This is a genomic window from Psychrosphaera ytuae, assembly GCF_017638545.1.
Taxonomy (GTDB): Bacteria; Pseudomonadota; Gammaproteobacteria; order Enterobacterales; family Alteromonadaceae; genus Psychrosphaera; species Psychrosphaera ytuae.
In genome coordinates, this window is the sequence record NZ_CP072110.1 from 210857 (window position 1) to 232595 (window position 21739).

At 41.8% G+C, this 21739-nt stretch carries 19 protein-coding genes; 10 read left to right on the forward strand and 9 right to left on the reverse strand.

Annotation, left to right across the window (positions count from 1 at the left end):
- Positions 1-17 precede the first annotated feature (17 nt).
- Genes J1N51_RS01020 through J1N51_RS01035 form a run of 4 tightly spaced genes read right to left on the reverse strand, consistent with a single transcriptional unit; the run spans position 18 to position 3108 of the window.
- Positions 18-590 (reverse strand): NAD(P)H-dependent oxidoreductase, encoded by a 573-nt coding sequence (locus J1N51_RS01020; protein ID WP_208832154.1) that lies wholly within the window; start codon positions 588-590, stop codon positions 18-20.
- The gene (gene arsC, locus J1N51_RS01025; RefSeq protein ID WP_208832155.1) at positions 590-937 is read right to left on the reverse strand and encodes an arsenate reductase (glutaredoxin); all 348 of its coding nucleotides are present in this window, start codon (positions 935-937) and stop codon (positions 590-592) included. Before arsC ends, J1N51_RS01020 begins: the two co-directional genes overlap by 1 nt.
- On the reverse strand, positions 938-2431 hold the full coding sequence (locus J1N51_RS01030; RefSeq protein WP_208832156.1) for a beta-barrel assembly-enhancing protease: 1494 nt from the start codon (positions 2429-2431) through the stop codon (positions 938-940).
- Between the two features lie 8 nt (positions 2432-2439).
- Positions 2440-3108, reverse strand: a complete 669-nt coding sequence (locus J1N51_RS01035) for a hypothetical protein (protein ID WP_208832157.1) — start codon at positions 3106-3108, stop codon at positions 2440-2442.
- 46 nt (positions 3109-3154) lie between these two features.
- Here J1N51_RS01035 and J1N51_RS01040 point away from each other — a divergent pair, with 46 nt between their 5' ends.
- Together J1N51_RS01040 and J1N51_RS01045 are read left to right on the forward strand one after the other, a co-directional pair.
- Positions 3155-3427 (forward strand): sulfurtransferase TusA family protein, encoded by a 273-nt coding sequence (locus J1N51_RS01040; protein ID WP_208832158.1) that lies wholly within the window; start codon positions 3155-3157, stop codon positions 3425-3427.
- A gap of 2 nt (positions 3428-3429) precedes the next feature.
- Complete coding sequence (locus tag J1N51_RS01045; RefSeq protein WP_208832159.1) at positions 3430-4515, forward strand: AI-2E family transporter; 1086 nt, start codon at positions 3430-3432, stop codon at positions 4513-4515.
- Positions 4516-4596: 81 nt separating this feature from the next.
- Here the strand turns inward: J1N51_RS01045 and bcp are convergent, their stop codons facing one another.
- Together bcp and J1N51_RS01055 are read right to left on the reverse strand one after the other, a co-directional pair.
- Complete coding sequence (gene bcp, locus J1N51_RS01050; protein WP_208832160.1) at positions 4597-5073, reverse strand: thioredoxin-dependent thiol peroxidase; 477 nt, start codon at positions 5071-5073, stop codon at positions 4597-4599.
- A 15-nt stretch (positions 5074-5088) separates the two neighbouring features.
- Complete coding sequence (locus J1N51_RS01055) at positions 5089-5643, reverse strand: glycine cleavage system protein R (protein ID WP_208832161.1); 555 nt, start codon at positions 5641-5643, stop codon at positions 5089-5091.
- Positions 5644-5784: 141 nt separating this feature from the next.
- Here J1N51_RS01055 and dapA point away from each other — a divergent pair, with 141 nt between their 5' ends.
- From dapA to J1N51_RS01080, 5 genes are all read left to right on the forward strand, one after another.
- Positions 5785-6669 (forward strand): 4-hydroxy-tetrahydrodipicolinate synthase, encoded by an 885-nt coding sequence (dapA, locus tag J1N51_RS01060; protein WP_208832162.1) that lies wholly within the window; start codon positions 5785-5787, stop codon positions 6667-6669.
- 23 nt (positions 6670-6692) lie between these two features.
- Positions 6693-7760, forward strand: coding sequence for an outer membrane protein assembly factor BamC (gene bamC, locus J1N51_RS01065; protein WP_208832163.1), 1068 nt, complete (start codon positions 6693-6695; stop codon positions 7758-7760).
- 93 nt (positions 7761-7853) lie between these two features.
- Complete coding sequence (locus J1N51_RS01070) at positions 7854-11576, forward strand: ATP-binding protein (protein ID WP_208832164.1); 3723 nt, start codon at positions 7854-7856, stop codon at positions 11574-11576.
- On the forward strand, positions 11573-12208 hold the full coding sequence (locus J1N51_RS01075; protein ID WP_208832165.1) for a condensin complex protein MksE: 636 nt from the start codon (positions 11573-11575) through the stop codon (positions 12206-12208). The genes J1N51_RS01070 and J1N51_RS01075 overlap by 4 nt, the downstream gene beginning before the upstream one ends.
- A 12-nt stretch (positions 12209-12220) precedes the next feature.
- Positions 12221-13441, forward strand: a complete 1221-nt coding sequence (locus tag J1N51_RS01080) for a phosphoenolpyruvate carboxylase (protein ID WP_208832166.1) — start codon at positions 12221-12223, stop codon at positions 13439-13441.
- Between the two features lie 89 nt (positions 13442-13530).
- Here J1N51_RS01080 and J1N51_RS01085 read toward each other — a convergent pair whose 3' ends face one another.
- The gene (locus J1N51_RS01085) at positions 13531-16011 is read right to left on the reverse strand and encodes a DUF748 domain-containing protein (RefSeq protein ID WP_208832167.1); all 2481 of its coding nucleotides are present in this window, start codon (positions 16009-16011) and stop codon (positions 13531-13533) included.
- Between the two features lie 163 nt (positions 16012-16174).
- Here J1N51_RS01085 and J1N51_RS01090 point away from each other — a divergent pair, with 163 nt between their 5' ends.
- Together J1N51_RS01090 and J1N51_RS01095 are read left to right on the forward strand one after the other, a co-directional pair.
- Positions 16175-17074 (forward strand): DMT family transporter, encoded by a 900-nt coding sequence (locus tag J1N51_RS01090; RefSeq protein WP_208832168.1) that lies wholly within the window; start codon positions 16175-16177, stop codon positions 17072-17074.
- Between the two features lie 125 nt (positions 17075-17199).
- On the forward strand, positions 17200-18039 hold the full coding sequence (locus J1N51_RS01095; RefSeq protein ID WP_208832169.1) for an isopenicillin N synthase family dioxygenase: 840 nt from the start codon (positions 17200-17202) through the stop codon (positions 18037-18039).
- A gap of 119 nt (positions 18040-18158) precedes the next feature.
- On the opposite strand, the gene J1N51_RS01100 is transcribed toward J1N51_RS01095, so the two are convergent.
- Complete coding sequence (locus tag J1N51_RS01100; RefSeq protein ID WP_208832170.1) at positions 18159-20000, reverse strand: M2 family metallopeptidase; 1842 nt, start codon at positions 19998-20000, stop codon at positions 18159-18161.
- Positions 20001-20156: 156 nt separating this feature from the next.
- Positions 20157-21095, reverse strand: coding sequence for a tRNA-dihydrouridine synthase (locus J1N51_RS01105; RefSeq protein WP_208832171.1), 939 nt, complete (start codon positions 21093-21095; stop codon positions 20157-20159).
- A gap of 200 nt (positions 21096-21295) precedes the next feature.
- On the opposite strand from J1N51_RS01105, the gene J1N51_RS01110 reads away from it, so the two are divergent.
- Positions 21296-21736 carry a VOC family protein gene (locus J1N51_RS01110; RefSeq protein WP_208832172.1) on the forward strand — a complete coding sequence of 147 codons (441 nt, stop codon included), beginning with the start codon at positions 21296-21298 and terminating at the stop codon, positions 21734-21736.
- Positions 21737-21739: the final 3 nt, after the last annotated feature.

Consider the following 21739-nt stretch of genomic DNA (forward strand, 5'->3'; position numbering starts at 1 on the left):
AAATAGCGTTAATCGCTTTAGCGATTTAATAACTGTACGGTTTGTGCCAGTCTTTTGCCCAATGCAAACGCTAAGTTTTTTTCGTGTGGGGTTAAATCATGGTCGTTGTTGAGGCCAGCAACGTGTGTTGCGCCATATGGCGTTCCACCGCTTGTTGTGGTGTGCAACTCAGGCTCAGAATAGGGAATGCCAAGTAACATCATGCCATGATGTAATAAAGGTAATGACATTGATAATAATGTACTCTCATTACCTCCGTGCAGGCTAGAACTAGAAGAAAAGACGACGGCTGGTTTGCCAATCAAATCACCGGATAACCATTGAGTCGATGTGCTTTCCCAAAACGCCTTAAGTGGGCTGGCCATCATTCCAAAATGACAAGGGCTTCCCATTGCAAGTCCTGCACAGTTTTTTAAATCCTCGATCGTTACTTGTGGATACATTGAGTCCGATTGACGCTCTGCTTGCTCGCAACTGCGCACTTTAGCTTCGAGTCCGGTACTCTCAATGCCCTTACGGATCTGCAAAGCAAGCTGTTCTACCGAACCATGTCTTGAGTGATACAGAACGAGGATATATGGAGTGGTCATTAAATAATGTCCAACACGTTTTCTGGCGGACGGCCAATTACTGCTTTGTCACCATTAATGACAATAGGACGTTCGATCAATTTTGGCGTCGCGACCATGATGTCTAGCAGTTGTTGTTCCGTCAGACTTTCGTCATTGGCACCCGTTTCTTTGTATTCGGCTTCTTTTTTGCGAAATAGGTCACGAGTGTCAATGCCTAGTTTTGTGATTATGCTTTTTAATTCAGCAGCACTTGGCGGAGTTTTTAAGTACTCAATGACTTCTGGCTCTATGCCTTTTTCTTGCAATAGCTGCAATGTTTGACGGCTTTTAGAACAACGTGGATTGTGTAAAATTGAAATCGACATTTATAGGTTTTTCCTTAAGTCTTGTACATAATCGAGACGCTTGCGATATTGGCGTTTCATTGCTTGTAAGCGGCTGATTTCAGTATTGTCATTTTTGCCAAGAAAGCTCATCGCATTGTCGGTAAAAGTTATAGCTTCGCCATATCTTGCCATCAACGCATAAAGCTCGGCTTTAGTGCTGTTGTATTTTGCCATATTTTTAGCTTGTTTGTAGGCCTCTGTCAGTAATTGAGTCCCCAAAAAGTCTTTTGGTTTGGCTAACAGGTAATATTCTAATAGTTCGATAGCCTCTTTTTGACGTTCGGCTTCGAGATATGTGTTTGCTAAATTGAGTGTCACGATCGAATTGTTAGGCTTGATTTTGTAGGCTTGCTTAAGTGCTTTTATAGCAGGCTCATAATCTTTTTGTGCGACTTTAAGATCAGTGTAGGTGTCGAGTAAAAATAAGTTTTGTGGTGCTTGTAGGTTTAACTCGCTCCATAGTTCTTCCGCTTCCGCATAGCGTTTAGAGTCGACCAGCCTGAGCAGTTTTTCGTATTGAAAAGCGAATTTTTTAGTGTTTGAAGATTTTGAAATTTTACTATCAAGTGCCGTAAACACATCCGTTTTGGTTTCACCGTCAGCTCTACTGTTATTAACGTCAACAAATCGGGCGTTTACACGAGCTTTGATTAATAAAAAGTCCAAATTGTCACTGAAAAACCTTCGTTCGTATTGCAGAGCTCGCAAGCGTGCATCGGTAATCCTCGAGTCTGGCACTGGGTGAGTTTGTAAAAACGGCGGTAATGTCGTGCGGTAGCGCGACTGCTCTTGGAGTTTACTAAAGAACTCCGCCGAGGCATTAGGATCATAGCCAGCCTCTGCCAAAATTTGCATACCAATTCGGTCGGCCTCTTGCTCATTACCTCTGGTGTAGTTAATCATCATTTGTTGACTACCAGCTTGAGTCGCAAACATACCTGCCATAACGGCATGAGGACTTACCGCTGCTAGTAATATAGCGCCAATAAGGCCTGCAAACGTCAGCGGTGCTGCATTACTGGCAGCTTCTTTTCGCCGAGCAATGTGACGTTGTGTTACGTGGGCAATTTCATGGCTCAGAACTGACGCCAACTGACTCTCGGTATCAGCGTGATAAATCAAACCTGTTTGAATACCGATATGGCCACCGTAAAACGCGAATGCATTTATTGTTGGCTCATTTACCACAAAAAAAGTAAACGGGAATTTTACGTCGGCAGTGTGAGTGATTAATCGATTACCGAGGTCGTTAATGTATTCTTTGATCAGGGGGTCATGAGTAACGTTTGCACTGCCTTGAAATTGCTCGTAAATTATTTCTCCGAGGCGTTTTTCTTTTTCTATGCTCAAGACGGTGAGGGCAGAAGAGCCTAAATTTGGTAATTCATTGTCGTTAGCCATTGAATAGGCACTAGAGACACAAGCGGTCGCACAGAGTGCCCCAAAAGCTAAGTTTTTTAATACAGATCGCATAGATTCCTTTAACCGTTTTTTTGTAATTGGCCTGACAAAATAGCCTCTTCAGGCTTGAGCTCTGGATGACGTTCTTGGCGTTTGAAGGCTTGATCAATACTGAGACCACGAATTTCATTAACGATGAGTTCTTGTTGCAACATACTTATCATTCTGTTGACGACATTGTGGGCGTGAATGATCAGCGCCATATCTGCGTCGTCGCCCTTATTGAGAGTAAACGCAATGAATTTGTGTAGCTCTGGGATCCTGACTAGCTTTTTCATTTGGCTAGGGTCCCAGCGTTTAAATTCGAGTTGTGGGTCGCCTTCTCGATAATCATCTACCAGCAAGTTATTGACGTAAGGAAAAGCTAAAAGTTCATAACCATTCTTATTAAATACGTGGTACAGACAAATTTTAGGCGGTCTAATGGGTTCGATGGCGTGCTCTGGAAGAGTCCGGTCAGCGGTATCGGCTATACCGAGTAGGTCATAGTTCCAATTTTTGCGGTCTACTAACTTTTTAAACGCATTATCAAAACCATAGTGAATAAAACCTTCGGCATCGGCAATAGCTTTACCCACCAATTGGAAGAAAGCAGGGATTTCACCCCAGTTTATCTTTTTTTTAAACGCATTTATGTCCTTTATCTCTGCGTCATCAGGTAAACCGTATTGTTCTGGATACAAACCCATAATTACTTTCTCTTAACCACTTTTAAGTCGAGTTGTTCGGTGTACAATGACTATAGCTTACAAGTATATGCTGAAAGAGAGAACCCTATTGGCAGAGGTATTTCAATTTGATGCGATTGGATTGCGTTGTCCACTTGCTTTTGTGCTATTAAAAAAACATCTGTTAAATCACTCAACACAGAAATTCCTGTTAGATGACAAGGTTACGCTTTATAATTTTAAGCAGTACATGGAAAAACAACATATTGATTTTGATGTATTCGAACACACATCTTTTTATGAAATCACGATTAAGACGACACCAACCCACGGAAGCTAACTATGTTTGAAGTGATTAAACAGTGGTACCACAAGAATTTTTCTGATCCCAACGCCGTTACTTTGTTAATGGTAGTTGTGTTGACTATTTTAATGTTTGCATGGGTCGGAAAGTTAATGACCCCGGTCATTGTCGCTGCTGTGTTTGCGTTTTTACTAGACTGGCCAGTTAAACATGTAAGCCGTTTAGGTTTAAGCCGAAATGTCAGTACATCCATTGTTATAACGGCTTTTGTAGGGGCATTGACGACAGTAATTGTGATGGTAATCCCGGTTATTTGGCAACAAAGTATTTCGTTGGTAAAAGAATTACCCGAGATGATGCAGTATGTGCAGGAATTTATTCAAACTATCCCTGACAAATATCCAAACATAGATCCGCTGCTAGTCGAAAAACTGATGGGTAACGTTGATAATAAATTGGTGACGTTCTTAGAAGACTTTTTACAGACGGTAATGACCTCAGTTACAGACTTAGTTGCAATTCTTATTTACCTTATATTAGTGCCGTTAATGGTGTTCTTTATGTTGAAGGACAAAGCTGCGTTGTATGCAGGCTTTGACCGGATTTTACCGACAGAGCGAACCTTGATTACTCAAGTAGCGGTCGAAATGAACCAACAAATCATCAACTATATACGCGGTAAAATGTTGGAAATTTTAATTGTCGGCGTAGCGAGTTATGTAGCATTTGTCATAATGGATTTGCGCTTTGCGGCGGTATTAGGGCTGCTGGTGGGTCTATCAGTATTAATTCCTTACATCGGAGCGGCGGTTGTCACTATTCCTGTTGCGGTTGTGGCGTTATTCCAATTTGGTTTAACCCCTGACTTTTATTATGTGATCATTGCTTACGGTATTATTCAGGCTTTAGATGGTAACGTGTTAGTTCCTCTCCTATTTTCTGAGGCCGTTGACTTAAACCCGGTTTACATAATTATTGCGGTACTATTTTTTGGTGGCTTGTTTGGCTTTTGGGGTGTGTTTTTTGCGATACCTTTGGCTTCTCTAGTCAAAGCGCTGATTAATGCTTGGTCAGTAAAGCAAATCCCCGAATCTAGAGAACAAGAGCAACAAGCGTCTAATTAAGATTGATTGCAACTCACCCAGCGTAAATATCAAATAAAGGTCTCGAATGAGACCTTTTTATTTGAGTAAATTTTGTGTTTATTAACTTTCTAATTCAGCCAATACATCTAAGACCACTTGGTGGTGGTCTTTAGTTTTAAATTTATTAAAGAAGTGTTTGATTGTACCGTCTTGGCCAACCAAAAATGTTAAGCGGTGAATACCGTCATATTCTTTACCCATAAACTTTTTAAGTCCCCACACACCAAACTCGTCTGCTACTTTGTGGTCTTCATCTGATAATAGCGGGAAGTTTAGTTCGTCACGCTCAGTAAATTTGGTTAAGCGCTTTACCGCATCAGGGCTAATGCCTACTGCGATTGTATTGAACTTGGCTAGGTCTTCTTTTACATCACGTAGATTTTGAGCTTGAACGGTACAGCCAGGCGTCATGGCTTTAGGGTAAAAATAAACCAAAACTTGATGCTGTTTAAGCTGTTCAGCTAGATCAAATGTCTCTCCGTTTTGGTCTAATAGTTTAAACATGGGCGCTTTATCGCCAGCTTGAAGCGTATTCATGTTTGCTCCTTTTTGTTATTCGTTGTTTTCGATTGTAATAGGGTTAATTGAGCAACTCATCTGATACTTTTCGCACATTTTGCTCAATGAAGGTTCTACTTGCTCGAGAGTGAGTACGTCCGGCAGGCATACTTCGATTTGTGCTGATTGGTAGGTTCCTGAAGATTTTTCAGTGATGTTCGACTTCAGACTCGTAATGTCGATGCCTTGTTCAGCAAGGTGTGAAGTGAATTCGCGGATGGTACCTGCTTTGTCTGGGCCTTCGATATGAATAAGGTATTGTTGAAAATGCTCTTCTACATGGCGCTTGTGCGTACGCTTGATCATAGTCAACAGGTTAAGCTCCATAGCGAGCTGCGGCAACTGACTCTCTAACCTCAATAGATCAGTATGACCACCTTCTAACAGCATAATGATCGAAAATTCGTTGGCAAAAATCGCCATCTTACTGTCTACGACGTTACAGTCGCATTGATAGACAAGGCCAGTAAGTTCACTTACGAGACCTGTTTTATTTTGGCCAATGGCCGTAATAACAAGGTATTGAGGGGCAGTATTAACCGTTGACATGATATCCAAATCTATACTTCTTATTCTGTGTCGGCCGATTAGTTTAACATAAGCGCATAAAAACACATCATATCGGGTTAAACATACTTGTGTATTGATATACAGCTAAGTAACATAGGTCCGCTTAGTCGTGGAGGAAGTATGAGTTTAAAAGAGAAGTTTTCAGGTAGTTTTGTGGCTTTAATCACCCCAATGTCAGAACAGGGTGAGATTGATTTTGACGCCTTGTCAAAATTGATTGAGTGGCACATCGAAAACGGAACCAATGGCCTGGTTATTTTGGGTACAACAGCAGAAACTGTAACCTTAACCGAACAAGAAAAATGGGCCGTGTTAACTCATGCCATTAAAATTAATGATGGTCGCCTACCTATTATTGTTGGTAACGGATCTAACTGTACCGCAACGACGATAGCAACGACTAAAAAGTACAACGAATTAGCCATTGACGGCTACTTAACCGTGACGCCGTATTACAACAAGCCTAACCAGCGTGGCACGGTCGCACATTTTAAGGCCGTCGCTGAGGCAACCGATAAACCTATTATTTTGTACAACGTACCTGGCCGCACTAACCTAGATTTAAGCAATGACTCTGTTATCACCCTCATGGCGATAAAAAATATTGTCGGGATTAAAGATGCTACAGGTGACTTAGATCGCGTCGGTGTATTCAAGCAAGCAAGTGATGAGTTTGTTTTGTTAAGTGGTGATGATGCCACATCCAGAGAGTTTGTTCGTCTTGGCGGTCACGGCACCATTTCGGTAACAGCGAATGTAGCTCCGCACTTCGTTGCAGAAATGATCACTGCAGCGCGAAAAGGGGATTCAACTTTAGCAAGCAGTGTCGATAGTAAAATCGAAGCGTTACACAAAGATTTGTTTATCGAGCCAAACCCAGTACCAGCTAAGTTTGCCTTAAAAGAATTGGGCCTTATCTCAAGTGACTTTGTTCGATTGCCTCTGGTTGAATTGGAACCAAATAGTAAAAACGTTATCAAACAAGCGCTACAACCTATTAAATAAAATTATAAAAAAGGAAGATGTAAGTGAGTTATTTTAAACCGGCTTTAGTCCTAACCGCGGCCTCGCTGATGGCAGGATGTGCAAACTTTTCTCCTTTGTTTGCCGATGATTTGGTCGAAGATGCGCCGGAACAAACCACCGCAGAACTTGTTGTTCCTGAACAGTATACAAACCCTAATAAGTCTTCAGAGTTCCACCTTTATGATGGGAGTCATGAGGCAAAAAGAGCAACACAGTTGACATCACCATCGAGCATTTTGTTGATTTTCCAAGGCAGTTGGATCAACAAAGACGATCCTCACCCGTACAAACTGATTGTTGAAAAACCACAATACCTTGACGATTTAGAAGCTTTTATTTCACTTTCTGTTGAAGAATTGATGGCAGGTCGTGAGTATAAATATACAAAGACAGGCAACAAATACCGTGTAGAAGCCATTAAACGCAAAGAAACCGGTTTTTGGTTTTGGTCGGGTAATGTCGACGTAGAAAAGTTTGTATTTGACCTTACAGTTGATATGAAACCGCACGGTCGCACGGCTGAAGTTTACATCGACCCTATCCGTTACGAAGTTTTAAAGCGCGGTGAAGCGCCAGATTTGTCAGCGCAAGTGAGAACTGACCAATTAGCGGTAGAGATGATGAATCAATTTTCTATCGAAATGAGTTTCCAAGAGCGACTAAAAGTCCAAAAAGATAACGTTTCTCAGCAAGTAACTCTAACAGTTGGCAAAAACTCGGCAGGCGAAGACGTAATTACTAGCCAAAGAGAAATTCGCACTGTATTTAGAGAGTTTGAAGACGTCATTTCAGCGTTAGGTTTTGACATCGAAGACGAAGACGACAAGTTGTATAGCTATACCGTTAAATACGATAAAAACAATACGTCGTTTATGTCATTCTTTGAGTCTGAATACGCACGTAAGTTGGATTTACCAAAAGGCGTATATGAAGTAGTGTTTATGTCAAGTGTTGACGGTGTTCATGTCGCCTTCACTGATGAAACAGGTCAAGCTCTGCCAAAAGAGCAAGTCCAAGCTATTTATGACCTTGCAATAAAATATGCAAATGAAGAAAAATTAGACCTCTAACATTTTTTGAGTGATGAGGTTTACAACGCCGCTTTTCAAAGCGGCGTTGTTGTGTTTAATTATTATTTTTATGACGATGAATAAAGGAAAATCATGCCTTCGTTAAATCGGATCATTCTTATCAACACCCATATGACAGGCGTTGTTGAACTTAATTTGGACGGTCATACCAACATTTGTGGTACAAACGCGTCAGGAAAAACGACATTACAACGTCTTATTCCTGTGTTTTATGGTGAGTATCCAAGTCGTGTAGTACCTGCCACCCGTGACTCGTTTGAAAAGTGGTACCTGCCACAGCTAAACAGTTACATCATTTATGAGTACAAGCGTGGTGATGAGAATGAAGACGCAACTGATGCGACGATTTGCCAGGTAGTGTTAACCTCGAGTGGTAAAGGTGTTGACTATAGAATCATCAATAAGTCATTTAGTATTGAAGACTACCTAACCTCGACCGTAACGGGAGAGCAGCATGCGATAGCGCCAACGGAATTGGTCAAAAACATCAAGCGTGACGGCGTACTTTGCACTCGTAAACTTAACACCAAAGAATTTAAAGCGGTGATTCAAAATGATCGTTCGATTTTAGGTAGTTCTCGCGATTTGACCGGTTTTGCTCGTTTATTTAGTTTGTGTGAACACAACAAAAACCTGCGCCACATAGAAAAGCTTGCCAAAGCAGTACACAGCAAAGAAGGCAAAATGGAAACCATCAAGGCGATGGTGGCAGCAATTCTTGAGGAAGATGGAATTACGCCGGGCGAAACAAAGCTGAGCCCAACTAAAATCGATGAATGGATCAGAGAGTGCAAATTAATCAAAGGCTTTGATGAAATTAGGCCAGAATACGTCAAACTAGAACAAGCACACTCTGATTTTAATCAAATTAACCATCGCCTAGCAGAGTTGAAACACCAGCTAGGGCTTGATATCAGTCGTCTTGCAGCCGATAAAGTAGAATTAGAAGCGCTTATAGAGCAAGCCAAGTTTGATTTAAATCACATCGAGCAAACGTGGGCAGAACAACGTGATGGGTTAAACCAGAGTTATTCTGCGGCCAAATCCGACGTCGACAACTACGAGTCAAAACTTGATAAAGTCGAAGAGGAATACGACAAGTGGCAAGACAAAAACATCGATACGCTTAAAGACAATCTAGAACAGCTACCTCGTTGGCAAAGTGAGTTATCTAGCGCTGAGTCTCGATTGACTTTACTTACCGATCAGCACCAAGACATCGAATCTCGTTTTAATAAACAACTGCTTGATATCAAAGAACGTAACGAGCAAGAGCGCGAAGCGTATGCAGGACAAAAAGACGAGTTAAAAGAACGTAGAATTGAGCATCTAGCCGCACAAAACAGCCAACTCAGTGAGTTATCTTCTCGCTTTGCCCAAGAGCGTTCAGCGCTAGAAGGTGACTTTAAAGGCCAGCAGTTCGAAATAGAAGCCGATATTAAACAACTCTCAACATTGCTACAAAGCGTGGGTTATACCCAGCAAGAACAACAGCAATTAGACATGTTAGAGAGTGCAATTATAGAAGCAACTGAACTAGAGGACGTCGCACGTTCAAAACTACGTCAAGCCAATGATGATTTACATGCTTTAAAAACGAAGCGTCAAAACGTTGATGCGGCTTTACAACAGGCGCGTAAAAAAGTTTCAGAAAAACAACAGCGTGTTACTGATGTGAACGCCATGTTGTATCCAGGTCAAGGTTCTCTTTTGGAGTTCTTAAGACTGGAGCAGCCTGGTTGGGAAGAAAACTTAGGCAAAGTGATCAATCCGGCTTTGTTAAATCGCACCGATTTAAATCCAACAGTTTCAGAGCAAGGCAGTACATCGTTTTCTGGCGTTGAATTAGACTTGGCGAAATTAACGATTGATGAGTCCTGTGCTAATGAAAGCGAGTTACAAGACTTGTTGTCTGAAGCCGAGGCGCAATTAGAATTAGCCATGGCTGAGCAAGACGATATCGAAGCCCAGTTGATGGAGCTGAGCTCGCAGGTTCGCAACGCCGAATTGTCATTGGCAAAGGCACAAACCGAAACCAACAATACAGAAGCCAACCGTAAGCGAGCAACTCAAGATAAAGCAGAAGCTAATCAAGAGTTTCAAAATGCGTTGCGCGAGCGTAAACAGCATTATCAAAAGCAAGTTGCGAAACGCCAAAGTGATTTGGCAACCCTTCAGTCTCAACGAGATGAGGCAGTTGAGGACCTTCTCGACCAGCAGCGCGAAGCTGAGATGGAATTAAAAACCCACTGGCAAACTCTGATCAACGAAGTTGAGCAACAAATTGCCCAAGTTGAAAGTCATTTGGCTCAATGTCAAAGCCAGTTAAAAACGGAAATAAAACAGCTTGATAAATGGCAACAAGACGAACTTGCCAATCGCGGTGTAGATATTGATGACATCGGTTCATTAAAGAAAAAGATCACGCAACTCAAAGACGCGATTAAAAACACCGAAAAAGACCGCCACTTAGTCCTTGAATTTAACGTGTGGTACCAAACCAATTACGTTGATCAAAAAGTTAATTGGCAAAATCAATTAGCCCAAGCCAAGCAACTAGAAAGTCAGAGCAAACGTGAGTTAGACAAAGGTTTAGCGCAATACAAACAGAGCTCTACAGCGAATAAACAACGCTTAGCTGAGTCTGAAAAATCACTTAAATCAACGTTAGAGCAAGAGCAACAAGCGCAATTAGTGATCGCTCAACTGAAAAAGCTTAAATTAACAGAAGTAAGTGTCTCAGCAGACTCTGGTAAAACAGCGCAACGAATCAGTGAAGCGTCAAGCTTAATGGCGCAACGCGAAGATTGTCACAATGCAATTCGTCATTACATAGAGCGATTTGACCAAAAGATTGCAGCACAAAGTGGTACTGGTTTTTATGATGCTTGGGAGCGTTCGCGCGAAGCGTGCAGTCGAATCGACGAAGAGGGCAATCGTCAGTTAGACCCAGTGCGTCTTGTACCAGAGTTGGATCAGCTCATTAATGGCTTAGTGCCTCAAAAGCTCAACAGTATCCGAGAGCAAGGTCGAATCTTTGGTTTGGCATTGTCGGAATACTACAAAATATTAAAAGACATAGAGCAACACATCGGCCAGCAAAGTAGTCGTATTAGTAAAGAAGTAGATGAAGAACTGTTCCTAGATGGAGTCAGTGACTCGGCCGTAGTGATCCGTTCAAAAGTCAGTGAATTAGAGTTTTGGCCTGATTTGCAGAAATTCAATGAGCTTTACAATGAATGGATTAGCAATGGCGCCCATACGCTTCCAGACGAGGAGTACGCATATAGCATGCGCCGCGTCATTGATATATTAGGCCGCGCGGCATTATCTGGCGGTATTAGCAAACTACTGGACATTGAGTTACACATTAAAGAAAGTGGCCGAGACCTTGTGATCCGCACTGACCGACAACTCAATGAGTCGTCGAGCCACGGCATGGCATATTTGATTTTATGTAAGTTCTTGTTGGCCTTCACTCGATTGTTACGTGGTGACAGTAAAGCCATTATTCACTGGCCGATAGACGAATTAGGCACGCTACATCAAACCAACATCAAGAAGATTTTTGATGCCTGTCAAAACAACCAAATACATGTAGTAGGCGCGTTCCCGAACCCTGAATCTGAAGTACTAACCTTGTTCAAAAACCGCTACTTGATTGATAAACAAAAACGACAATTACAAGTGGTTGAACCTAAAGTAAGTGCAATTTCGACGCGCATCAGCGAACGATTAAAACAGTCAGAGGCCAAGGGCCAAACATCTCAAGTTGCTGAGGAGGTATCGGCATGAACAGCCCATTAGGTCGAGTATTAGAGTCTTTGTTATCGGGTCAGTTTATTTGCCAAACCACTGATGAAGATAGCTATCGTTTTTTGAAGTCTTCTGAAAATCAACAGCAAGTTGAGGCTCAGTTGGCAATTATGAATCGACGTTTAGCAACGGCTGCAGAAGAACAAGTGTTTTTTGCTGCGTACGCAGATATCGGTGAAAGCGAACGTGACCAGTTATCTAAGCAGTTTGAAGATATTTCTAATCACTTGATGCCGCTAGTTGAGTGGATGTTATTAGTGCAAGAGGCACTCAACAAAGACCTCAGTCTAAGCCAAGGCATGAATCTGCGCTTAGCCGAGTTACAAACTGTCATTGAAGACACGCCAGCCTATGCAGAGCAACTAAATAAGATTTCGCGATATGCGATGTTTGGCTCTAAGGCTGCAGAGCTAGATGCTCAGCTAAAACTTGTGTTTAAACGTTTGGTTGAATTGGGCTACTTAGTTCGTCCAAACCAAGATAAACAGATTTATACAGTAACGGGCAAGATTGACTACCTGTTTGATGTCATTAAATTTATTGATGAAACTGAGCAACTGTCGCTGGCTCAACAGGCAGAAGATGCCATGTCACAAACCAACCTTATATAACGGGCTTGTGTCATGAATCATAATTTACAAAAGGCTGGCGCTACATTACTCAATGCATTGAGCCGGCACTCTGATTTAGTTATGCAAGCCTATTTTTCAGGTGCTATTGACGAGTCAGAATATTCACCCAAGGTCATTAAAAGTCTAATTGACTTGAAGATCATGTGGCGCCCCGAAAACGAGCGCGGCTTGCGCTTGCGTCCTGCCTTGAGAACCTTGTTAGAAGAAAGTTTGCAAGATGAGTCTAACCGTCAAATTGACGCGAATATCGGTTCGAGCTTAGCGTCTCTGTCTACCTTAGCAGAGCATTATAAAGAATCGCTTAGTCATGGTCGTTATCACGAAGCCGAAAGTCACTTGTCGGACTTAACAGAGCGTGTATATAGCTTGACTGATATGCTTGCGACCAATGTTCGTTTGATTTGGCAGAGGATCAGCAACGAATTTGGATATGTGTCGACGGTTGATGCCAAGATACGTGAAAATGAGCTGGCACAAAGTCAAGTGTCAGAACTTCTAAACCAATTGTCTTTGTTCCAGTTTGATCAGTTGTCATTGATTGCGGGCAGCCATCGCGAATTGAGAACCTTGTTGGTTGTCACATTACAGAGCAGTTTTGCGCATTGTACCCAGGAGCTCAGTCTTGCCCAGAGTAAACTGATTGATTTATTGGGCAGATTTAGGGAATTCAAAGGCCGTACACGTTTATTAAAGGGCTTTGTTTTACACATGGAACAAAAGCCTGATTTTGCGCCGCAAAATTACAGTAAACTGAGTCAAGTCCCGAGTTTGTTTAACGTGAGCGGAGCTGTGATAAAGCCAGCGAGCATTGATGTAAATCGGGTAGAACAAGAGCATGAATTGTTATCGCTCGTCCAGTCAATGAAGCACATTAATCGCAATAAACAAGCGGTGCGGTCAGTATCGAACACCGGCCCTTTGATAATGCAAGACAGCGTTGCCGTCGCGTTAGAAGAGAGCCGATTAAAAGCTGCCGTTGAGACGTTTTTCTGTGATGTGATTGACGCGGGTCAAAACGTAACGGCGTTGGACTATTATGAACAAAAAGGCTTGGATTTTGATAAAGAGGTGTGGTTATACCAAATTATTGGTGGATATCATGGCTTAACAGAACAAGATAAAGCGTACTTTGCGGTAGAAACCATAGGTGAGCCGGACCCACAATTTACTGGTAACTATGTAATCCGAGATATTGAGCTCGGCCTTCGTTAATTAAAACCCTTCGTTAAGCACAAGAGTAGGCGCCTATAGAATTTCAATATATCGAATTCTTCAGGCGCTTTGTTTTTTTAGTCTCGCAATTAATTCAGTTGGTCAAACGTGATACGCGGCGTATCAGATTGGCCGTATCGAATTGTTGGGCTACAAAACAGCAGTCTTTTTGACGTAACTTTACCCGTGTCTACTAAGGCCTGTTTTACATTGTCTGCTCGGGTTTGAGCAAGGTCGAGAAGATGACTTACTTGACTTGTGTTGATTGTTTTTGCAGTCGGAGCCTCTGCATCAGATGTAAGTTCAAGATCAGAAACTGTGCTAATAGGGCATAACTTAATAGACACTGAGTCGTGCTTCTCAAGGACTAAGGCTAATTGTTCGATGATGTCTTGCTGAGATTCAGTTAGGTTCACTTGTTTAGCCTCAAATGCCAAATCGTTAAATCGTAACTTTAGAATATGTTTACTGGCGCTTAGGGCAAAACTAACCACGTTAGCATAAGGAACAAACGTATTAATTAAGTAATCTTTTGCGGCAGCCATGGTTGCACGTTTAACAATTAGGCTCATAAATCCACTAAAACCCACAGAAGGGTTGTTTAAGTCACCAGAAAAGGGCACCGACAAATCTACATTACCGTCCCCGTCTTTTAACATACTAAGTGCATAGTTAAACGAAATTGCGCCGGTACTGATAGAGCTCTCTTCACCTTGATTTGAAATTGCTGTCAAATCTATAGAGCGGATCAACAAATCCGCATTACCGTCTATTTTTTCATTTTTTACATTGGCGGTGATATTGCTGTCTAGCTGACCACTGTTGATATGGTATCCCAGGGCACCACTGATATACGGTGAAATCGCTGATAAGTCTACTTCGTCCAAGGTAACTTGCACATCATGGCTAGGGTCTTGAGTAAATGGCTTACTTTGGCTACTCACGTTAATCTTTGCGTATTTGTTATTAGTCGCATTGAGGTTAAAGGTAGTTGTTTGATCCGGTTTTTCAGAATCTAAATTTTGTAAACCGATATGACTTATCTCAATTAACGAGCGATAAATAGGAGAGACGCTCATATCGACAGTATTAACAGAAATTGGACCTACATTGGCCATTTCGTTAATTCTTAGGCCAAAGGCCGGTATCGTTGCTTCTGGAGTATTTTTAGTTGAATTTTCAGACGCATTTTCAGGCGCACTTTCAGGCTTAGCTTCTGTTACAGGCTGTGGTTGTTCACTTGGGTTACTTTTGTCAGCTTGGTCGGCTGGCTGCTCATTTTTTGTCTCGGGGGTATTTAACTGAGCGCCAGGAATATACAAGTTGGCGAGTTGCTTTGTATCGTTGATAAGGAGGTTGTTCGTAGACTTTCCGACTTGGATTAAATCAACGCCAATTGCGCTATCTGATGCAACGAGATTCGACATTACTAGCTTTTCGAGAGTAGACAAAGTTGGTTTGTTTTCGTCAAGGTGTTTCATGACGGTTAACTGGTCGAGTCGAAACTCTTTGGTTGTAAGATTATAAATTGGCGTTGCCTGGCAAGGACCTTGTTCAAACATGATTTGAGCAGGGAGAAGGGCGGCACTTTCTAAATTCACTAATTCGACGGTTTTGTCATTATTGTTGACCAATAACTGTTCTAAATTTGTTGAAAGCTCTGCGGTAAGTTTAGTTGAGGCTGATTCATTGACCGGTGTTGTTAATTCCAATGCCTTGATACCAAGGAGTAAATTACCTAAAGATATCGCTAGGTCACTTGAAGCATCGTTTAGTTTTACATTGGCCAAGTTAATATCAATAGTTTGCTCGTTTTTAATTTGAATGACTTGCTCAGTAAACTCTACTTCCGGTTGTAACGATAATTCTAAGTCGGCACCAAAGGATAAAGGCAATGGCTCCGTGACTTGGTTGTTATTGTCAAAAACAGTTTCCGCACGGGATATAGTGTTTTGGGTTTGTAAATCTGCAGTTAGCTCAAAACCCATACTCTGAGGTTGTTTCAGTGCGTCTAGTTGTAACTCAAAATTTAATAAGCTAAGGGAATTCAACAGAACTTTGTGTGATTGTTTGGGTAACTCAGCGGTGACATTTATATCAGAAAGTTGGAGGTTGTTTACTGATATTTTTAGGGGCTGAGGCTCAGAAGTGGCTTGTTGTTTAACTTGTATCTCTTCAGTGCTACTCGCCAAATTAGCGGTAGACCAACCGTTGAGTTTCCAAGCGCCAGGGTTCGCTTGGTCTTGGCTGATTGCGGTGGATAAGCCAGTAAGCTCAAATCGGTTTACTTTTATGTGGTTGTTAAACAGCGGGATCAAATCAAATTCGACCAGCAGTTTTTCCATCGATAATAAGGTTTTTGCTTGTTCGTGCAAAAGCGCAAAGTCAGTAATTTTGAGAGAGTTTTCAAATGGATCATAACTGACATGAGTCTTTTCACTCAGTGTTAGTTGCTGCGGTTCGAATAGAGTTTTGACTGCATAACGGCTAATAGCACCAGTGAGACTAAATAGTGTAATTACACTTAGAACAACAAAACCTACGATAAATAATACGATAGCGCGCTTCATTTTCCCTCCCCTGTAAATGAGCCTTAAACTTAGCATTTATTTGAACTTTTTGGCATGGCAAATTGGTTAACGAACGAATTTATTTGCTCAATGACTATTTGTTGTTAATGGTTAAAGTATATACTCTACCTTTCGGTTATTTGATATAGGAATCAACAAGGGTATGCCTGTCTCTTTGGCTTTTTTGGTGGTTGTTTTGGTTTGGTCCACGACCCCGCTGGGTATTGTGTGGAGCAGTGAATCGATTCCGCCGACAGTGTCATTATTTTTGCGAATGACGATAGCGTCTTTTTTTGGATTGCTGTTAATGAGGCTTTTAAAAATAAAGTTAGATTTGCGCCCTAGAGCGATTCAAGTTTATCTGTACTCAAGTCTATCTTTGTCCGTTGGTATGTTGTTTTGCTACTTTGCAGCTCAATATATCTCTTCTGGTTTAATGGCTTTAAGCTTTGGTTTAGCACCAATTTTATCAGGTCTTTTTGCACAAAAAATGTTAGCGGAAGCTAAGTTTACCAAAACCAAAAAGAGGTCCTTGTTGATCGCACTTTCAGGATTAGGTTTGGTGTGTAGTGAAAATTTAATGATAAATGACGGTGCGGTTTGGGGTTTTACCTTCATTTTTATCGGTGTCATTTTGTTTAGCTTAAGCAGTGTCTTGGTCAAAGGTGTACAAATTGACTTGCATCCGTTATCGACGACAGTGGGTAGTTTGACAATTTCGTTACCCGTTTATCTTTTGGCTTGGTGGGTATTGGATGGGCAAATTCATTATGAACAATGGCAGCCTAGGGCAATTGGGGCAGTAATTTACATGGGAGTGTTTGCTTCTTTGTTGGGTTTTTTAGCGTATTTTTATATTTTGCAAAAGTTAGAGGCGAGCACGGTGGCACTGGTTACTATGATGACCCCAGTGGTTTCTATGACATTGGGCATATTACTCAATGGTGAGCGTTTTTCTATGTCTTTATTAGTGGGCGGTATTTTAATCATGGCTGGATTAGGGGTATTTCAATTTGGTAATCGGTGGTTAGAGCGACGTCGAGCGCTTAAAATAGCAAAATAAATTGAGCATTTATTAGTAACTTACAAACTAACTTTGATCTGTGTCTATTTTTTAAGGTTTTTTTTTGGATTCGAAGGGAATCTCGCATATAATTCGCGCCACTTAAAGTATTGATGTTGGATTAAATGATGTTACCAATTGTAGATTTTAACGCTGATAATGCAGCGGAAGAGTTTGTAAAGTCTCTTCATGAAACGGGTTTTGGTGTTTTAAAGAACCACCCATTACAAAAAGACATGCTTGAATCAATTTATAAAAATTGGGCAGGCTTTTTTGCTGATGAGAAAAAACACGACTTCAAATTTAATGTAGAAACTCAAGACGGCTTTTTCCCAGACACAGTAAGTGAAACTGCAAAGGGCGCAGACAAAAAAGACATTAAAGAGTACTACCACTACTACCCGTGGGGCCAGTGCCCAGAGGAACTTCGAGAAGAAATCCACGCTTACTACGAGCAAGCGACGGCATTTGCATCGACTTTATTAGATTGGGTTGAGCAACACTCTCCAGCAGAAGTATCTGTAAACTACAAAGAAGCGCTGTCTTCTATGATCAAAAACAGCGAACAAATTTTGTTGCGTATTCTTCACTATCCACCGATTACAGGTGATGAAGAAGTCGGCGCTATCCGTGCGGCAGCACATGGCGACATTAACTTACTTACGGTTTTACCGGCAGCAAACGCAAGTGGCTTGCAGGTTCTTAAGAAAGACGGCGAGTGGTTAGACGTACCTGGTGACTTTGGCTGTTTGATTGTTAACATTGGTGACATGCTTCAAGAAGCGTCTGGTGGTTACTTCCCATCGACGATTCACCGAGTAATTAACCCTGAAGGTGCGGACCGTACTAAGTCTCGTATTTCATTGCCACTATTCTTACACCCACGTCCAGATGTTGTTTTATCTGACCGTTATACAGCGGGTGAATACCTTGACGAACGTTTACGTGAGTTAGGCGTAAAATAATAGCTTTGTGCTAGCAGTCGTCAAACACTGCATATAAAAAAGCGGTTATTACCTTATTGGGATAACCGCTTTTTTTGTTTTGGTGACTAGGTTGAATAGCCACCTGATTTAACTAGTTACTACCAACCACATTGGCGATTTGCATTTTGCTCATCTAACCACGTTTTTAATGGTGCAAAGTAATCGATAACAGCCGTTGCATCCATATCACGAGAACCCGTCATTGCCTCTAGTGCATCTTGCCAAGGTTTACTTGTACCCATTTCTAACATTGCATTAAGTTTCTTACCTACTTCTTTATTGTTGTAGATAGAGCAGCGGTGTAATGGGCCTGTTTCACCTGCGATGTTGCACAGCTCACGATGGAATTGGAACTGTAAAATGTGCGCTAGGAAATAGCGTGAATAAGGTGTGTTTGCTGGAATATGGTATTTAGCACCTGGATCAAAGTCGTTTTCTGTACGTAAAACAGGGGCTTTAACACCTTGATACTGTTCACGTAACTTCCACCAACCTTCGTTGTATTGATCTGGTTTTAGTTCGCCACTAAACACCTGCCAGCGCCACTTATCAACCATTAAACCAAACGGCAAAAACGCAACCTTGTCCATCGCCATGCGCATTAAGAATGGTAAATCACCAGACGCATCCGGTTCTTGTTCAATTAAGCCAATCTCTTTAAGGTACTTTGGTGTAATTGATAACGCAACGGTGTCGCCAATTGCTTCGTGGAAGCCATCATTTGCACTACCGCGATATAGCAGTGGCTGTACTTGATTATATGCACGCTGATAGAAGTTGTGGCCTAACTCATGGTGAATAACATTGAATTCTTCGCCAGTTGTTTGGATACACATTTTGATTCGGTAGTCCGTTTCAGACATATCCCAAGCACTTGCGTGACAAACTGCATCATGGTCCACAGGCTTTTCGAACATAGAACGGGTCCAAAATGTCTCTGGAAGAGGTTCAAATCCTAGAGATGTAAAAAATGATTCAGCTTGCTCAACCATTTTCACCGGGGTGTAATCGTTTTCTAGTAACTTTTCTGTTACGTCAATGCCGCTGCCACCCTCTGGTGCAACTAGGTCATATACGTTACCCCAAGTTTGGGCCCACATATTTCCTAATAAATGAGCTGGGATTTCACCTTGTACTGGTGCTACTTCATCACCGTATTTATCGTTTAATTTTGCGCGAACATGACAATGTAGGGCATCGTATAAAGGTTTAACTTGATCCCAAACTCGGTCCATTTCAGCCGCAAAGGCATCTGGGTCCATGTCGTATTTAGAACGCCACATTGCGCCTACATCTTTAAATCCTAAATCTTGTGCACCTTGGTTTGCGATTTCAACCAGTCTTACGTATTTGTCTTTCATCGCTGGTGACACCTTACGCCAATCAACCCACGCATTGAGTAACTCTTCTGGATCGTCGGATGTCGATAAAGTACGAGATAGTTTGATTAAGTCGTATTTTTTACCGTCGGCGGCTTCACCAGAGCCGTATATTGCGGAAAGTTTTGATTCGATTTGAGCTAATTCGGCAGCTAGATCTGGTGCATCAGCTGGCGCTGGTAAAGTTAGACCTAAGCGCAACATATCTAGTTTGCGTTTGGTGTCGTAATCGAGGTCTAAGTCTTTAAATTTAGCCGCACCGTTCGCAAACTCAATACCAATAAGTTTTAGCTCTTCACTAGATTTTGCTTCTAGATACTGAGTATCTTCCGTGATGAATGTCTGTGAAACCCAAGCGACTTTGGCTGCATATTCGTATTGCTCAGCAAATGTTTTTTCTGCTTTGGCGATAAACGCTTTTGCGTCTTCTGCGGTTAATTTTTGTTGTACTGGAGCACTTGTTGTTTTTGAGCTGGTTGCACTCTCATCACCACATGCTGTTAATCCTAACGTTAGGGCACTGGCAACAAAAATACTGGTCGTCGATTTGATGAACGTCATAACCATCCTTTCTTATTGTTTATTTTGATTTATTGTTATTTTTTGGGCTGGTTAGACTGCGCTTGAAAAAACTTAGCCCTGTAACCAACCGTTATAAAATCAGAGTATCGAAGGTGTTGTGAAATGGCAAACAGCAAGCCACTATTTTTAGTCTATTTATTGGTTTAGCTGAGCAGAAATAGCGGTATACATTTCATCGGTTTTACGAATGGTACGAATAGTTCTAAAAAACTCATTTGCCTCAGGATAAGCCATTTTGAGATAAACCATCCACTGTTTAACCCGGTTTGAATAATAAAGTCCCTTATCTCCTTCGATTTCATATTTTGAATAGGTAAGTAGAAGAGCCAACACTTGATTCCAAGGTATTTTGTTTGACTGGCCTTTGATCCAAGCGGCAAGATTAGGCACTGCCAACGCACCTCGGCCTAGCATGATATTTTCACATTGTGATTGCTCTTGGCATTGCTTGGCCTGTTGTGGGTTCCAGATTTCACCGTTGGCAATCAGTGGGGTTTGCACGTGTTGTTTAATTAAAGCGATATGTTCCCAATAGGCTGGCGGTTTATAACCTTCGACCTTGGTTCTTGCATGAATTGCTATTTCATCGATGCCGCCAGCTTCTAGCGCTTGTGCGTTTTCTATAGCTAGGGTTTTATCCTCAAATCCTAAGCGCATTTTAGCGGTGACCGGGAGATGTTTAGGCACCGCTTGACGAACGGATTTGGCGATTGCGTATAAGGTTTCAGGCTCTTTGAGAAGGACCGCACCGCCTTTGCTTTTGTTAACGGCTTTGGCAGGGCAACCAAAATTTAGGTCAATACCTTGGCTTCCCAAGTCTGTTGCAACTACCGCGTTTTCCGCTAACCAGTGAGGGTCTTGCCCGAGTAACTGAATCCTTACCGGAGTGCCATTGGGTGTGACTGATCCTGACTTTAATTCGGGACAATATCGATGAAAGACTCTTTCAGGCAGTTTTTGATCAACAATACGAATAAACTCGGTCATACATAAATCGATACCACCAAGCTCTGTGAGCATATGGCGCATGAGATGGTCGATAACGCCTTCCATCGGCGCTAGAGTGATTCGCATTATATGGGAGCCTTGTACTACAAAAAACGGCGGCAATTATAAGTCTAGCTGGATAAAACTACCAGAACCTCGGGGTTGAAAATAGATAATTGATCCCAACTGATGGGTTACTTGTATGCTAATACGCTATTGCGTTTGATTTAAGGCTCAATTACTGAGCGAAACGACTAGCGCTAACTAATCAAAACAAAGGGCAGAATATGGAATATCTTCATACTATGGTTCGAGTCAGTGACTTAGAAGCCTCAATGCATTTTTATTGTGACTTGTTAGGTTTGAAAGAGGTCCATCGAATGGACAGTGAAAAGGGGCGCTTTACTTTGGTTTATTTAGCGGCTCCAGGGCAATACGAAGAAGCGAAAAAAACAAAAACTCCTACACTTGAGTTAACTTACAACTGGGACCCTGAAACTTATACAGGTGGTCGTAATTTTGGTCATTTGGCTTATCGAGTCGATGATATTTATCAGCTTTGCCAAAAGCTACAAGACAATGGGATTACGATTAATCGTCCACCTCGTGACGGCCACATGGCTTTTGTTCGTTCACCCGACGGGATAAGCATTGAGTTATTGCAAAAGGGTGAAGCGTTAGAAAAACAAGAGCCTTGGGCATCAATGGAAAATACAGGAAGTTGGTAAGAC

What these genes read in the sequence shown, in the direction of transcription:
- J1N51_RS01020 (WP_208832154.1), bottom strand. Translation starts at nt 590, where the DNA reads ATGACCACTCCATATATCCTCGTTCTGTATCACTCAAGACATGGTTCG.
- arsC (WP_208832155.1), bottom strand. Translation starts at nt 937, where the DNA reads ATGTCGATTTCAATTTTACACAATCCACGTTGTTCTAAAAGCCGTCAA.
- J1N51_RS01030 (WP_208832156.1), bottom strand. Translation starts at nt 2,431, where the DNA reads ATGCGATCTGTATTAAAAAACTTAGCTTTTGGGGCACTCTGTGCGACC.
- J1N51_RS01035 (WP_208832157.1), bottom strand. Translation starts at nt 3,108, where the DNA reads ATGGGTTTGTATCCAGAACAATACGGTTTACCTGATGACGCAGAGATA.
- J1N51_RS01040 (WP_208832158.1), top strand. Translation starts at nt 3,155, where the DNA reads ATGACTATAGCTTACAAGTATATGCTGAAAGAGAGAACCCTATTGGCA.
- J1N51_RS01045 (WP_208832159.1), top strand. Translation starts at nt 3,430, where the DNA reads ATGTTTGAAGTGATTAAACAGTGGTACCACAAGAATTTTTCTGATCCC.
- bcp (WP_208832160.1), bottom strand. Translation starts at nt 5,073, where the DNA reads ATGAATACGCTTCAAGCTGGCGATAAAGCGCCCATGTTTAAACTATTA.
- J1N51_RS01055 (WP_208832161.1), bottom strand. Translation starts at nt 5,643, where the DNA reads ATGTCAACGGTTAATACTGCCCCTCAATACCTTGTTATTACGGCCATT.
- dapA (WP_208832162.1), top strand. Translation starts at nt 5,785, where the DNA reads ATGAGTTTAAAAGAGAAGTTTTCAGGTAGTTTTGTGGCTTTAATCACC.
- J1N51_RS01070 (WP_208832164.1), top strand. Translation starts at nt 7,854, where the DNA reads ATGCCTTCGTTAAATCGGATCATTCTTATCAACACCCATATGACAGGC.
- J1N51_RS01075 (WP_208832165.1), top strand. Translation starts at nt 11,573, where the DNA reads ATGAACAGCCCATTAGGTCGAGTATTAGAGTCTTTGTTATCGGGTCAG.
- J1N51_RS01080 (WP_208832166.1), top strand. Translation starts at nt 12,221, where the DNA reads ATGAATCATAATTTACAAAAGGCTGGCGCTACATTACTCAATGCATTG.
- J1N51_RS01085 (WP_208832167.1), bottom strand. Translation starts at nt 16,011, where the DNA reads ATGAAGCGCGCTATCGTATTATTTATCGTAGGTTTTGTTGTTCTAAGT.
- J1N51_RS01090 (WP_208832168.1), top strand. Translation starts at nt 16,175, where the DNA reads ATGCCTGTCTCTTTGGCTTTTTTGGTGGTTGTTTTGGTTTGGTCCACG.
- J1N51_RS01095 (WP_208832169.1), top strand. Translation starts at nt 17,200, where the DNA reads ATGATGTTACCAATTGTAGATTTTAACGCTGATAATGCAGCGGAAGAG.
- J1N51_RS01100 (WP_208832170.1), bottom strand. Translation starts at nt 20,000, where the DNA reads ATGACGTTCATCAAATCGACGACCAGTATTTTTGTTGCCAGTGCCCTA.
- J1N51_RS01105 (WP_208832171.1), bottom strand. Translation starts at nt 21,095, where the DNA reads ATGCGAATCACTCTAGCGCCGATGGAAGGCGTTATCGACCATCTCATG.
- J1N51_RS01110 (WP_208832172.1), top strand. Translation starts at nt 21,296, where the DNA reads ATGGAATATCTTCATACTATGGTTCGAGTCAGTGACTTAGAAGCCTCA.